Source organism: Pseudomonas sp. St386 (assembly GCF_018325865.1).
GTDB lineage: Bacteria > Pseudomonadota > Gammaproteobacteria > Pseudomonadales > Pseudomonadaceae > Aquipseudomonas > Aquipseudomonas brassicacearum.
In genome coordinates this window covers 6,701,690-6,715,697 of sequence record NZ_AP021900.1, presented here as the reverse complement: position 1 = coordinate 6,715,697, position 14,008 = coordinate 6,701,690, and the positions used below count along the sequence as shown (strand labels likewise).

The window sequence follows — 14,008 nt, the reverse complement described above, 5'->3', positions numbered from 1 at the left end:
TGGTTTTATGGCCGTTCCTTTGGAAAAAAAACCTGCTGGGCGTGGTCCATGGCAATTTCGCTACGGTAATGATTGATCAACTGACGCTGGCTAAAGCCTTTTGTAGAGACATCAGCTATCCCCAGAACCACCTGCTCCACTGTTTTCAGGCGTGCCGAAAGGAACGTACGGGCAGGCACCCAGTTCGTGGAGTAGTGAAAGTCGGCGAACCAGAGCGTCTTGTTGGTCTTCCTGTCCTTGATTTCATACCTGTCGAGGTAACCATGTGTGCGGCCCTTGATGCGTTGGCGGTTTATCCGTTTGGTGATGGAAATACGGTTTCGGTCTTTCAGCCAGATCACGCCGCTCATGGTCGGAGGGCTCTGCTTGATGATGTTCAATACGGTTTCGAATTCCTGTTCATAGAGCGACTTCGATTCTCTTTTGAGGCGCAATCGCAAGGATTCGGCCGAGCGCTGCTGCGCCTCTGATATTTCAATCGTTTCGTTGGTGGCAACGCCTTGTGCCTGGTCGAGTGCCTTCCTGATCGCGATGCCGACCTTCTCCATCCTGCTGGCGTGGGCATTGAGGATCATTGCCACACCGGCCGGTGTCCGGCCTGGCTTTTTCAAGTCTTGTTCGATTTGCGCCTTGAACGCGGTCAGTCCGTCAATCAGGGTTTGGCCTTTGCGAACGCTCGTGTCCAGTGAAGGGACTGCCAGGGGAGGCGGGTCGGACATCACGTGGGGCGCCCATTCGCCGGTTTCCTTGCGGTGGAACGAGACGATGATTTCCTCCGAGAACGGATTCTTCACATCGACCCAATCCGTTTCCTCGTGCAGCTGCGATAAGCGAGGCTCGCCACTGATGACGCCCCAGAAGCGTGCCCTGATGAATTTTTTCCTGGCCCGCGGACGTGGCTCATGAGGGCTGCCTGACCTGCGCCGGTTGCTTCGCTCATCAAGGGCTTGCGCCAACTGCTCCAACGCTCGTCTTTTACATTCGCCCATCTGTTTGACCAGTCGAGTGAGTTGTACAGGGTTGGTGCTGCCTCGGTATTCGCTACCCATGTACTCGAGATGTTCTTCGATGGCGGCGAACTGTTCCGTCAGGCTGCCGAGCGCATCGATTTGTTCATCCAGCCGGATCATGCTTCGCTCATCCATGGCGTCGCGCAGGCTTTGGAAGGCCACCGTGGCGTTGTCGACAATACGGTTAATTTCCACCCAGCCTTCAGGCATCGTCTCGACGCTTTCAAGAGACAGGCAGAGGTGGCGGTACATATCCACCTGGATAAGTCGCAGATCGTCACTTTTGTAGACCGGCATCTTTGCGCGGTACTGACGGACAAACTCAAAGCCTTCGCGCCCCATCTCCTTGAGCCTGGAAAAACGTGTCTCCATGTAGTCCAGGCGCTCGATCATGTCGTGACCGGCGTTGATCATGGTGTTGGCAGCATCGATGTGTTGTTGCTCCAGCACCTTGACCTCGGACGTGATCATGCCCATGGCATCGGTCAGGGCAGGCGTAAAGCGCTCTCGCAATACATCCATTTCCGCGAAGGTGAAATTCACTTGCGCATTCAGGTAACCAAGGCTGACGCGAGGGTAATCGGGGCGTGACTGAAAGACCGGCCATTCAATCAGGGTCTTCAGCGCTTTTTCATAGTTCTCCCGCTGGGCTTCCAGGGTCGTCAGATACGCCACACGCTTGGTTTCCCGCGCTGCGCCGGATGCCTGGTTCATTTCCTGCGCGTCCATGGTCAGCAACGTCTGGTTCGCCGGTTTCTGTTCTTCAAACTGGTTGAGTTCGGCCAGCAGCTCCACGCTGCGGCGTCGTGCCTCGGCGACGACCCTCTGCCGGGCACCTTTTGAGCCGCCGCCGCGTAAGCGCAAGCGGGTATCGATCTGCCACTGGCCGCGCGCATCATGGATCACCGGAGGGCCGGAACGGGCTCCGTCGATGATGCAGATCTGGTCGCCCTCTACGGTGACCTCGAACCATTTTCCCGACATCTTTGCGTACCACTTCCCACCCTTCGCATAGAGGCCCCTGAGCGCGCCTTCGGTCCTGGGTTGTCCAGGGGAATCGGGAGCCGCGATGCTGAAGCTATCGAGCAGATTGGCGCGCTTGCTCGACCTGCCCATCAACGCACCGCTGGTATGAACGACCTCGTAGTGCTCTTGCGGCAGCTCTGTCTTGGTGAGCGGCGCGAGCGTTTCGATAATGAGCTTGGGTTTGAGCACTGGCGGGATTTGTGGTGGGGCAATCTCCGGGGCCTCTGTCGGACGACTACCTTTGCTCGCCCTGGTGCGGTCAATCACGTAATGGATGATCCCCAAGGAGACGTTCAACAACACATCGACAAAGAGCGCCCACTTGGCCTGGCTACTGGTTTCTTCGTCACTCTGCGTCAGCTGTTCAAGGTCGTTCAGAATCTGCCAGAGCCAGGTCGTGGTGGCCACCGTGGTGCCGAGGTAGGGCAGCGCCAAATTGAAAATCAGCCAACCGGCCTGCTTGAAAGACTCCCAACGGCTTTCGCGATTGGAGACCGACTGATGATCGGCGAGCGTGACCAAGGCATTGGCGTTGGCCCGGAACAACAGTGGCAGGAAGTCGTCGCCCAGGGTCTCGTCGCCAAGGCTGACAGGACCATTATTGGACAAGGTCTCCAGCGGGGCTGCCACGAACTCCACGATGGTCCAGGGCGAGGGCAGGGCGCCTGGAAAGACATCGCGGCCATAGGTTTCGCGTACCCCATCGGGCAGCCACGCCAGTACCGATTGGCGCAAGGGAGCGTTTTGCCTGATGGTGTACAGCAAGTTGCTGAACGACGGGAACTGCCACAGCTGCGGTTCAAGCAACGGTCGATAAAGCAGGCAGGGGCCGGCACTTGGCGTCTGCGGGCCGATCACGAACATGTTGGCGACTATGTCCTCCGAAAGCCCCAACTGCAGCTCGGGCACGAAAGCCAGTTTGCGCAGGACGATGGTTTGCCCGTCTACCTTGCGGTCGTCTTCCTGGGGCTCCATCAGCGCCGCGACATAACGACAACCGCGCTCATCGATGTTGCCCCGCCCACGCAGTTTGCCCTCCAGCGCAAGCATGGGCAGCTGTATGCGCAACTGTGAGGTGTACAGGTTTTCGCGGCGGAACGACTCCGCCGGATCATTCAGCAGTTTGCGCTTGATCAGGTCGGGATAAACACGACCGACATCGACTTGTGTGATGAGCTTCTCGACGTAGTCCACCGTCAACCACGCGGGCAACACGGTCGTGTCGAGAGACCTCACCGTCTTGTTGCCCGGGGGCAGGGCAATCAGGTTTTGCAAGGCCAGGTCGACGAGGTTGAACCGCGTGGTATCGAATTTGAAGGGCACTACGAAGGTACCCCAGACAACCGGGCTTTTTATCTCGATCTCGATTTTTTCCGGGTCCAGCGTCGAAGCGTCGTCGTGGTCGGATTGCATCTGCGTTTTCAGCGCCTGCGCCGCATACGTTTTGAGGGGGGGAATGTCGTCCAGGTAGGTTTTGCCGGCGTGGGAGCTGCTCATCGCCGAAAGATTCTTCATGTATTGGGCGAACAGGATCTGGTCGGAAATCGACGCGGCCTGCAGCCATTCGGGTAACTGTTTTTGGAACCAGCTTTCGCCAGGCCCTACGTCCACTCCGCTGGGGGCCGGTGGTTCGTCTTCTGCATAGCCCGGATTCAGACTGATGCTGGGGATGCCAAGGATCTTGACCTGCACGGCGATGATCCCGCAGGCCTTGCTGTCGAAAATATTGCCGCTGGGTTCATAGAGCCGCCAGCGAATTTTCGTCGGGTGGACCAAGGTGCCCAGGTGTTCTGGAAGGGCTTGTCCCAACGCGTGCCGTGAAGCGAACTTCTCATAACCGTTGAGCAACGAGTGCACAAGGATGACCTCCTTGTTGTCGATCAGGCCGATCAGCACCACCAGCGAGTTTTCATTCACGCGGTTGATCTCGTCGCCGTCGACCTCCTCGATGTCGACCAGATACGCGTGGCTGTCGTAGCTGTCGTTACGGTCTTGTGGGTCGGGGTACAGGAACAGTTGCCGGGCCATGTCGCATTCAGTCGCCGTCCAGCCCTCGATCTGCTTGACGTCCCAGAGCTTGCGCAGCGTGTGGGAGAGTTCATGCCAGCGTGGGCCGTAATTGCCGAACGGCATGTTCCAGTACGCCAGTTGCTGCTCCTGGCTGGCCGGCACCATGGCCGGCACCAGCTCGTTGATCAAACGGCCGATCTGGTCGATGCGCACCGGCAAATGCACCTCGGGCGCGGTGATCGGCAGTTGGGTCAGGAAGTGCAGCCCTTCGATCAACAACGTGGGTTTGCTCTGGTCCACCCGCGAGGCCAGCAAATCGCTGAGCGATTCATAGCGGGTGGGGCGCGCCACGATCTCGCCACCAACAATGTCCCAGGCCGGTTCGCCGATGACGGTGGTATGCGGGTCTAGATCCAGTGACGGGTAGAGCTTCTTGAGTGCGTTGCGCAGCAGCATGGCCGCCACTTCCGGGTAGGTGGGGCCTGCGAGCAGTTGGTTGACCAGCGTGCTCCTGATACTCGCGTTGAACGCCGGGGCGGTGCCGGTAGGGTCTGATGTCATCTGAGTTGTCCCTGTCTCGAGATGGATGAAAACCCCGAAGCCGAACGCTTCGGGGTTTCCATGCTAGAGAGGCAAGGGACGGGGCAGGTGGTAACTATGTATACGCAGCCAACACCGGGTGGGAGCAAAGCTTGCTCGCGAAACAAGCGCCTCGGTCCTTGGCAGATAGCAGGGCCTTCATCGCGGGCAAGCCTTGCTCCCACAATGGTCTTGCTCCCGCCATGGCCTTTATCCCCCAACGGCCTTTATTGGCCGGATTTGATCCGGGTCCAGGCCCGCGTGCGCGCGCGCTCGGCGTCCCGGGGCAAGGGTTGCAGGGTGTAGAGCGTGGTCATGGCCGCGGCGGTCGGGTACAGGTTGGGGTTGCCGCGGATCGCCGGGTCGACCATCTCGGTGGCGTCCTTGTTCGGGTTCGGGTAGCCGACAAAATCGCTGACCGGTGCAATCACCTGCGGTTGCAGCAAGTAGTTGATGAAGGTGTAGGCGTCGTCCGGGTTTTTCGCGCCTTTGGGGATGGCGAGCATGTCGAACCAGATCGGCGCGCCTTCCTTGGGCAGGCGCATGTCCACCGTCACGCCGTTCTTGGCTTCCTTGGCCCGGTTGGCCGCCTGGGAAAAGCTGCCGGAGTAGCCCACCGCCACGCAGATCTCACCGTTGGCGATGTCGGCCATGTACTTGGACGAGTGGAAGTAAGTGATGTACGGGCGCACCTTCATCATCAGCGCTTCAGCCTTGGCATAGTCCGCCGGCTTCTTGCTGTTGGGGTCCAGGCCCAGGTGCTGCAAGGCCAGGGGCAGGATCTCCGACGGCGAATCGAGCAGCGCCACGCCGCACTGCTTGAGCTTGCTGATGTTCTCTTCCTTGAAGATCAGGTCCCAGCTGTCCACTGGTGCGTTGTCGCCGAGGGCGGCCTTGATCTTGTCCGGGTTGAAACCGATCAGGATGGTGCCGTACATGTAGGGCACGGCGAACTTGTTGCCCGGATCGTTGGCTTCGATCAGCTTCATCAGCTTGGGATCGAGGTGGTTCCAGTTCGGCAGCTTGCTGCGGTCCAGCGGCTGGAACACCCCGGCTTCGATCTGCTTGGCCAGGAACACGTTGGACGGCACCACCACGTCATAGCCGGAGTTGCCCGTCAGCAGCTTGGCCTCCAGGGCCTCGTTGGTGTCGAAGATGTCGTAGACCAGCTTGACCTGGCTGTTCTGCGCCTTGAAGTCCTCCAGGGCCTTGGGCGTGATGTAGTCGAACCAGTTGTAGACGCGCAAGGTGCGCTCCTCGGCCTGTACCGCGCCGCAAAGCAGCGCGGCGCACACGGCTGGAGCCATTAAACGCTTGAGTCTGTTCATGCTGTTATTCCTCATGGGGCGCTTTGGAAACCTTCAAGAACGTTCACGGCATTGATGCCGATTTCTGCCACCGCGTAGCCGCCTTCCATCACGAACAGCGTTGGCTTGCCGAGCGCCGCGATGCGCTTGCCCATCGCCAGGTAATCCGGGCTGTCGAGCTTGAATTGCGAGATGGGGTCGTCCTTGAAAGTGTCCACGCCCAGGGACACGACGATGACATCGGCGTCGTAACCCCGAATCTGCCCGCAGGCCTGCTCCAGCGCCGCGCTCCAGGTGTCCCAGCCTGAGCCGGCCGGCAAAGGGTAGTTGAAGTTGAAGCCCTCACCGGCGCCCTCGCCACGCTCGTCGGCATAACCCAGGAAGAACGGAAACTCCGCCTCCGGATGGCCGTGGATCGACGCGAACAACACGTCGCTGCGCTCGTAGAAAATCGATTGGGTGCCGTTGCCGTGGTGGTAATCCACATCCAGGATCGCGACCTTCTTATGACCCTGGTCGAGAAAGGCCTGGGCGGCGATGGCAGCGTTGTTGAGGTAGCAATAACCGCCCATCAAATCGCCAGCGGCGTGGTGCCCCGGTGGGCGGCACAAGGCAAAGGCACTGCGCGCGCCACGCTGGATGTCCGCCTGGGCGGTGAGGGCCACTTGCGCGGCGCTGTAGGCCGCCTGCCAAGTGCCGGCGGTAATCGGCGCGCCGGCGTCGAAACTGTAATAACCCAACTGGCCGTGCAGGCTGGTGGGGATGACCGTGCGAAAGGTCCGCGCCGGCCAAGTGAAGGGCAGCAAATCGCCGTCGCGGTTGTACTTGGCCCAGCGGTCCCAGGCGCCTTTGAAAAACTCCAGGTACGCCGCGCTGTGGATACGCTGGATCGGCCCCTGGCCAAAATCCTGCGGCGCCTCCACCGGCCCCAGCGCCCGCGCCTTGACCCGCTCCAACACATGATCGGCCCGGGACGGCATCTCGAAGCAGGGCATCAACTGCCCGTCCATCAACTCGCAGCGCCCGTGGTGCAGGTGGTGATCGTCCGAATAGATCGTCAGCATTTTTTGTTCTCCGCAAGGCTGATCGGTTGGAACACAGTCTTGCGGTGTGAGGGGTTTTGGAGAACGGCAGGAGAGGCCAAAAGGGGATCGAAATGGCCAATAAGTTTGACCGTAAATCGCCCCTTGTTGGCGCGGGTGTGCGCGGGGTTGGGCAGAAGGGTGGTGCTAGTCAGGCAAGAGATTATGGGTATAGCCGCGTTTTTTATTTTTTGATTTGGAGTAATAGGCCAGGTCTATTTTAAAAAGAGCGCAGACGTGGGCTAGCTGTTCTTTAAGGTGCGCTCGTGTCATGCGTTCAGTATTTTCAGAAAACATGAGATGGTAAATTGCGGGCCAAGTTACTGCAGCGTCCGAAAAATATATTGTCTTGCGAGGGCCCACAATTGAGATGCACTTTGTAGTAGAGAAAAGTGCGGATAAAAATTTTTCATGGACCATGGAACAAGCAGATAAAAATAGGCGACGTTTCTTCAGGTGCGGTGCGAGGATCTTTGCGAGATCTGTATAACTTATCTCATCCTGATTGGTAGTAAATAATCCATGTTTGTTTCCGTGAGCTGAGATGTGCAGGTACCGATATCCCGACTTCCCGAACTCTGTAACGGTTTCGACGAACTGATCTCGTGTCCTGACATAGCGGTATATTGGTTTTTTTTCGTGTAGCCTCAAGACTGAAGAAATAACGCTGCCTTCGAAGCGACCGTTGCCTTCATCGTCAGGGGCGAGTGTTTCAATGATGAAAACGTCAGGGACAGTGGCCATTTATAGGTGCTCAAGTGGTTTTGCTTGTTAATGATAATATCTTGGTCAGTAAGGCCACGTGATTCAGCTCTGTCGAAAATAAAAAACGCTGTTGGTCTTGAATTTGTCGGCGTACCAAGCAACGCCGAGGATGTTCTTCATCGCTTCTTTTTCTCCGGAAGGAACATCTTTTTTGTTTTTTAAGTAGTCTTCAAATTTTATGTTGTGGTTGGGGAATACTGTATTTAACTCAGCTAAAATTCTTTTCCCGCCTTCAGGCGTTGTGGACATGCTTTTTTTTGAGTATCTGTTTGGGTACAGTAGGTTGAATGAAGCAGAGAGACTCCAATGATTTGATACCCTCGGGTCATTGAAGTACTGGAAATGTCTGTTGTAAATGTTGGTGAGCAGGACGAAATCTACTTGATCGAACCGTTCATGTCCGATTGGACTGTCTTCAGTAAAAAATCCACCTTCCCCAAATAGGTATCCTCGCCACAGTTGCATGTCAATTTCGCCGTGACAGCAGACAATTAATATATTGGTGTCTTCGGTTCTGCGATGTTTGACTTTTTCTTGGGTGGACTCAAGAAAATCCTTCATCACGTTATCTAGATTTTTTCCTTCTTTAACAGTAATGCCCTGCGGCATCAAGCGCTCACGCGTTTCTCTAAGCGCCTGCTCGCGGATTGCGCTGTCGGGCATTCTGTTTGAAAAGGTAAGAGTCACTTCGTCAGCGGGGCGTATTTCGTCTTTGTAAGAGGCGCATTTTACTTCGAGATTATATTTTTTCCCTTTGACAGTTACACTGAAATCAACGTCTTTAGGCGGCGTGACTTTATCTTCGTAGACGAATGCCGTATCTGGATAATCGATAAACTCACTCATGGCTGTTAGCTCGCAAGCAGCCTGTATATATTGACTCTCGTTAAATACTCCTGCGCGAACTTGCAACTTTTCTCGGATGAGGCGGTTGGTTTTTTTCTCGCCTATTTTAGCCTGAAGAGCGTTAAGGATTTTATTTAGCGAGTGCAGGTATTCGTCGTAATGAATGCTTGTTTTTACAAGGTAGTGTTGGCTGTCAGTAATTTCACTAAGGTGATTGAGTAGCATGCGTCATATTTCCTTGTTCATCCATTAGGTGAACGAAATCAGCAGGGTGAATGAAGTGGAGGATAAATATCTTCTTGAAACCAAATACTTATCCTGTCCCTAGGTGTAGTCCCGGCACTGGCTATTCAGGCTTGATAGCAGGAAGCGAGAGGGCTGCACGAATTTCGTTCAAGGACTCGTAGAAGTCCTTGGAGATTCCGAACAGCCCTTTGCGAATCTCGTGAATCAGAGCCTCGTCCTTTTGCTTGGCGATCTCAATGAACAGGGCAAACGTCAAGGAGATGCCCCGTGGCAGTCGCATGTAACCCTTATTTACAAGCTGCTGGGCGCGCAGTTCAAGCAATGGGAGGTTCCCTTTAAATACGGCATCCACTTTATCGATGCTATCCAGCTTCAGTTTGGTGCTGAGGTAGCGGTCGTACTGGATGGTGTGCTCGCTTTCATACCACTCCGAAAGAATCTCGATTCCGAATTTTTTTGCCAGCTCGGCATCCATCGCCGAAACCAGCAAATTCGACCGGGCATAGGTGGAGATGTAGTTGTAAAACTCCCGCTCCAAGGTCTCCAGGATCAAGGTGTTTTTCGATTTGCCAAGCGTATTGGCGACGGCGGCGATGGTCTTGTCCAAGCTGCTGCTCAAATTGCGCAGCGTGTAGGAGACCGTTTCGGCCTTTTCAGCATCAGTCATGGGAATGACTCCGGTAACGCTCCTCGGAAGTCGAGGAGGCAAAACCATACTCGCCTAAAGAAACCAAATCGTCAACAGTGGTTCAGATTATTTTATATGGTTCTTTTTGTGCGCTGGCGAATCTCACGCGTTTGGGACATGCCCTATCCCCAGGCACGCAGGTCTGTACGAAGCCACCCAGCGCAAAAGACCAATCGCTAACCATCCCGAGGAGAGCACAGAATGGACACCCACCGCCAACCTCTGTGGGAGCGAGCTTGCTCGCGAAGGCGGCAGCACGTACATCCCCGGCCTGAAGGCGTACGCAGTCCATGACAAGGAAGCTTGCTCGCGCTCGGCGGAGCAACTGCCGATCAGATGATGGAATCAAGATCCAGCGTGTAGGGTTTACCAATGGCATACCCATGAGCACCACGGATCAACTCACTATCGTCATCCATGGCCGGCGCCATCGCCAGTTGCTCAGCCACCCTGTTCTCCGGGTGTGCCTGCCAGCGGGCCAGGTTGTGTGCCAGTTGCTCGGGTTGTTCCGCCAAGCTCCCATAGACGTCTTTTTCGCTCACCGACACGGTGCGCAGCGTGGCCAGGCGAGCGCGGGTGTTGTGCATCTTGTCGACCTCACGGATGAGCGCGATGTTGATGGAGCTCTCGCTACGCCCATTGGGCGCGCCCCGTCCCGCCAGGTAGCGTTCTTCAGCGCGCAACTGTTGAGTAATCCGCGTCAGTGCATGATCGATCCACTCATATTCGCGTTTTGTCGCCAGCGGGCTTCCGTCGATTTGCGCTTCCTGCCAGCGACGCAAGGTCGCCCAGCAAGCGGGAATGTAGCTGGGGACCATGAAGTGATCACCGGTCTGGATGAGTTGGGCCAGCAATGCCGGGCGGTCCGGCAGTCCATATTTATGCTCAAGGGCCACCTCGCAGGCGGCGTGTTGGGTGATGGTGTCGACCAGTGGACGTCGCCCGGTTGGACAAACAATCTGACCGCTAACGGCCGATTCTGTTGAAAAAGTCGGTTCTTCCAGACCGCTTGCATACTGACCGCTGAAAATGCCTTTTTTGCGCGCCGCTACGCGAGATCTGAGCCTGGAATCCTCTGCTCAATGCAAAGATTTTAATCTCACGCGCGTCCTTTTTTACCGTGGAAACCATGGCCGACTTTTTCAACAGAATCGGCCAAAATAGGACAATGGTGCATAGAGTATTACGGCGAGAATAATGACTCGGTCCATCCGTAGCCTTCCTTACGAGGCGATTTTTTTCTCCCTACGTTGCCTTGTCATCATTGGCTCGGAAGGGCAAATCGTTGGGCCCAAATGCGGAAAAAAATGGTACTGGCCAACTTAATGCTTAGACTTTGATTAAGGGCGCCCTTAGAGTTAAATAGAAGATATCCGCAGCATTTATTACAAGGGTTGGGGTAGACATGGATGACATCAGAAAACTAGCCGCCGAAATTGAACAAAATAATTTTATGTTGGCCGCGCTTCATCATAAATCGGCTAGGAAATACGCCTCGGAAAAATTAAAAGAATACAATCTTGACGATCGAATAATTGATGCATGGGAATCGCTTGGAAAATCTGTAATAAATTTATACTCCGCTTGTCGAGCTGTAGACGTTTCTGAAAAAAAACCTGGTGCTTGCTCTTTAGCTGAAAGAAAAATAAAAGCTTGCGTTTATGAGCAGCTTGGCAAAAAAATTAGGTTGACCAACAAGGGAAGATTTGGTCGCGGAGCTGCAACGCAAGAAAAGAACTCAGTCGAAGTAAATAATTCCCTTACCAATCAGCTGATCGGATCAATTCAATACAATTTCGGCTATACAAGACTAAACAACGAATTTGTTGATAAGCTGTTATCGCTAGAGTCAATGGATATAGCCCCAGAAAAAGATAGCAAGACAAAGCTTCAAGAATATTGTCAACGTATTGGCAAGAAGTTACCCAGTTATATTTTACTTGAAGAAACAGGGCCTGCACATTCAAGGCTTTTTAAAGTCAAGGTCGAAGCTCTAGACGTCCAATATGAAGGTTTCGGGCCATCTAAACGTTTGGCGGAACTTCAGGCTGCAGAACAGTTTATTGAAAAATACTCCATACCAGGGCAACGCAAAAAGAAGTCGGTAAACGCAAAAAACCAAATTGATTATATTTCAGTAACTAAATTAATGCCGCCACCGATCAATTTTCGTAGAATTAATGTGATTGTAGAAAAGCTGAAGCTGCCCAGTTGGTCTGCCCCTCTGGTTAGCTTGGCTCTAACTCATCGAAGCTACAGTTTAGCAAAGGGAAGCTCCATCTTAGGTAAAAACAATACTGTTTTGGCCTTTTTGGGAGCTGCTGTCATTGAATGGATAGCGTTCGATACAATAATTAGAAACTTTAGTTTGGATGATCTTTCAAAAGCCGGAGGAATTCGAGAAGTAGTTAGGGTGCTAGTTAATGAGCGTAGCATTAGTACGATGTATGAAGAGCTGCTAACGCGTGATGTACTTTTATTAGGGTACGGAGAAAAAAATTTAACTCAAGCGACTAAGTGTGAATTTATTCAGGCGCTATTCGGCGTGATGTTCTTAGTTAAAGGGCGAGATTTAGAGTGTGCAGAAACGTTGATTAGTGATGTGCCGATATTCTTAGACCACTTTGTAACTATACCTAAAAGCATGAACTTGTCTCGTGATGAGGTCGTCCCGGTAAAGTCAGTATTCCAAGAGAAATGCCAACTTCTTGGCTTGAAAGTTAGGTTTCAAACTGATGTGTTAGTTTGTAATCAACAGCGGAGCGCAACGCCAAATATCACAATTGAGTCAGCCTATCTTGATGGCCTGCTAAATATCCAAGGGGACACACAGTTTTCTAAAAACAACGAGGGAAAGCCAAACGTTGTACTAGAGTCGGAACTCGCACGAAAAAATAAAAATATATTTGATTCGGTTTTGCCTAATGAAACCGCTACAGCATTTGAACTTGGCCAGTATCATTTTGTAAAGTGGGTTGTGGAACACTCCATTAGCTTGGCAAGCAATGCTGGAGGAAAGAATGAATCGTTGAGGGTTTCAAAACTTATAAATAAAAATTTTTTAGGTGTAAATTTTGTTAAGCGTATGGCCTTTACAGAATTCGAACGCTTCATTGGGTTAATAAATAAATTTGTTGAGCTAGAGTCTGAGTCAAATAAATCGCGTCTTGTAAAGTATTTCGGCCATGCTGGCAGGAGCCTAGACTCAAACAAAAATAGTAGTTTGTCGAAAACTATTGCTGATCTTGAATTGGAGTTGTCTGAAGCGGATCCCCTGCAAGAGTCTCACGATATACGGAATACAAACGCTTTTAAAAATTTGATTTCTGAAGCAACCATTTCTCGCTTAAAAGGCGGAGATGTAGTCGTAACCAGCGTCGGGGAAATTGTTGAGAAATTCAAACTTCTCCGGCGAGGCGAAGCGAACATAACATGTCAGGCAGATCCCCTTGCTGAAGTCCTTGAGGTCGATGGCGCGCATCTATGTTTACTCGACATTTTCAAAGCTGTGGATACCAAGGATGGTGCGATCAACGTTGAATTTGATATTGCGCATGACGAACTATGTATAGCAATTAAAGGCCTTGCAAGAAGAGAGCAAGAGGCGGTGCTTTTATCGCCAATTTTGTCTGACTTAAAGATCGTACTTGGTACAACTAGAATAGTTTCATCTGAGGGCTCTCTGAAAATCGCTATAGGTTCGATTGCAACAAGCGCCGCTAGAAAGGCATCCTTGGAGCTCTGGTGGCAATACTATTTTAAAGATCCTTATGAAACGGCCGCAAATGACCGAATAGCTTCTATACTGCACGATGTAAAAAATAGCATCTTGGGCTATTGCTTTACTTCTGAGTACGCAAAAAATAAAAGCATGGGGCGAGAACGATACTTGCTTGCTGCTGATGCCAGCGGCCACTTGGACAAAGCTAAAGCAGCACTAAATGTAGTAAAGAATATATCCACAGAAACTGGTTCAGCAACTGTTTCTCCCGTAAAAATAAATATGTTCATTAAAACATTGATAAGCGAGTTGTGGTCATGGGTGCCGAGCTCGGTTAATTTAATTTTTTCACCTTGCGATTCGGAAGTTGAGATCTGTACTGACGAGCTTCGCTTACGAGCACTAATAAATAATCTTGTTAAAAACTCTGTAGAAGCGATGACCGGTAGCGGGAACATTTACATCTCATACAGCATAGAGAAAGAGTTAGAGGGTATGGAGTTTGTTATATCTGATGTAGGCCCTGGATTTAAAGAAGAACAACTAGTCGCATTGGAAAATGGCATTCCATTGAAAACATCAAAAAAAATTGGTCATGGTATAGGTCTCATGGCCGTAATGTTAACTGCCAAGGAACTCGGTGGGAGCATAGCTTTTTCAAATGGTGAAAATGCGGGGGCCACTGTTAAAGTCTGGATCCCATCAGTACACAAAAATTAAGAGCTGAG

At 52.6% G+C, this 14,008-nt stretch carries 8 protein-coding genes; 1 reads left to right on the top strand and 7 read right to left on the bottom strand.

The window, feature by feature from the left end; translation table 11 throughout:
• Window positions 1-5 precede the first annotated feature (5 nt).
• The 7 genes from KI235_RS29855 to KI235_RS29825 all read right to left on the bottom strand — a co-directional run bounded on the left by KI235_RS29855 (window position 6) and on the right by KI235_RS29825 (window position 10,413).
• Window positions 6-4,607 carry a DUF6543 domain-containing protein gene (locus KI235_RS29855; protein WP_212795404.1) on the bottom strand — a complete coding sequence of 1,534 codons (4,602 nt, stop codon included), beginning with the start codon at window positions 4,605-4,607 and terminating at the stop codon, window positions 6-8.
• 245 nt (window positions 4,608-4,852) lie between these two features.
• A complete protein-coding gene (locus tag KI235_RS29850) occupies window positions 4,853-5,953 on the bottom strand; it encodes a polyamine ABC transporter substrate-binding protein (RefSeq protein WP_013694590.1) in 1,101 nt (366 codons plus the stop codon).
• Between the two features lie 11 nt (window positions 5,954-5,964).
• Window positions 5,965-6,996, bottom strand: coding sequence for a histone deacetylase family protein (locus KI235_RS29845; protein ID WP_212795403.1), 1,032 nt, complete (start codon window positions 6,994-6,996; stop codon window positions 5,965-5,967).
• 165 nt (window positions 6,997-7,161) lie between these two features.
• Window positions 7,162-7,758 (bottom strand): hypothetical protein, encoded by a 597-nt coding sequence (locus KI235_RS29840; RefSeq protein WP_080587866.1) that lies wholly within the window; start codon window positions 7,756-7,758, stop codon window positions 7,162-7,164.
• A gap of 63 nt (window positions 7,759-7,821) precedes the next feature.
• The gene (locus KI235_RS29835; RefSeq protein ID WP_013694587.1) at window positions 7,822-8,850 is read right to left on the bottom strand and encodes a hypothetical protein; all 1,029 of its coding nucleotides are present in this window, start codon (window positions 8,848-8,850) and stop codon (window positions 7,822-7,824) included.
• 121 nt (window positions 8,851-8,971) lie between these two features.
• Window positions 8,972-9,538 carry a hypothetical protein gene (locus KI235_RS29830; protein WP_013694586.1) on the bottom strand — a complete coding sequence of 189 codons (567 nt, stop codon included), beginning with the start codon at window positions 9,536-9,538 and terminating at the stop codon, window positions 8,972-8,974.
• 353 nt (window positions 9,539-9,891) lie between these two features.
• Complete coding sequence (locus tag KI235_RS29825) at window positions 9,892-10,413, bottom strand: hypothetical protein (RefSeq protein WP_060613132.1); 522 nt, start codon at window positions 10,411-10,413, stop codon at window positions 9,892-9,894.
• A gap of 551 nt (window positions 10,414-10,964) precedes the next feature.
• Between KI235_RS29825 and KI235_RS29820 the strand changes: the two genes are divergently transcribed.
• Window positions 10,965-14,000 carry a putative dsRNA-binding protein gene (locus KI235_RS29820; protein WP_081042374.1) on the top strand — a complete coding sequence of 1,012 codons (3,036 nt, stop codon included), beginning with the start codon at window positions 10,965-10,967 and terminating at the stop codon, window positions 13,998-14,000.
• Window positions 14,001-14,008 lie beyond the last annotated feature (8 nt).

Excerpts from the sequence above, each read along its gene's own strand:
- KI235_RS29835 (WP_013694587.1), bottom strand. The coding sequence starts at position 8,850 with ATGCTACTCAATCACCTTAGTGAAATTACTGACAGCCAACACTACCTT.
- KI235_RS29850 (WP_013694590.1), bottom strand. The coding sequence starts at position 5,953 with ATGAACAGACTCAAGCGTTTAATGGCTCCAGCCGTGTGCGCCGCGCTG.
- KI235_RS29830 (WP_013694586.1), bottom strand. The coding sequence starts at position 9,538 with ATGACTGATGCTGAAAAGGCCGAAACGGTCTCCTACACGCTGCGCAAT.
- KI235_RS29820 (WP_081042374.1), top strand. The coding sequence starts at position 10,965 with ATGGATGACATCAGAAAACTAGCCGCCGAAATTGAACAAAATAATTTT.
- KI235_RS29840 (WP_080587866.1), bottom strand. The coding sequence starts at position 7,758 with ATGGCCACTGTCCCTGACGTTTTCATCATTGAAACACTCGCCCCTGAC.
- KI235_RS29855 (WP_212795404.1), bottom strand. The coding sequence starts at position 4,607 with ATGACATCAGACCCTACCGGCACCGCCCCGGCGTTCAACGCGAGTATC.
- KI235_RS29845 (WP_212795403.1), bottom strand. The coding sequence starts at position 6,996 with ATGCTGACGATCTATTCGGACGATCACCACCTGCACCACGGGCGCTGC.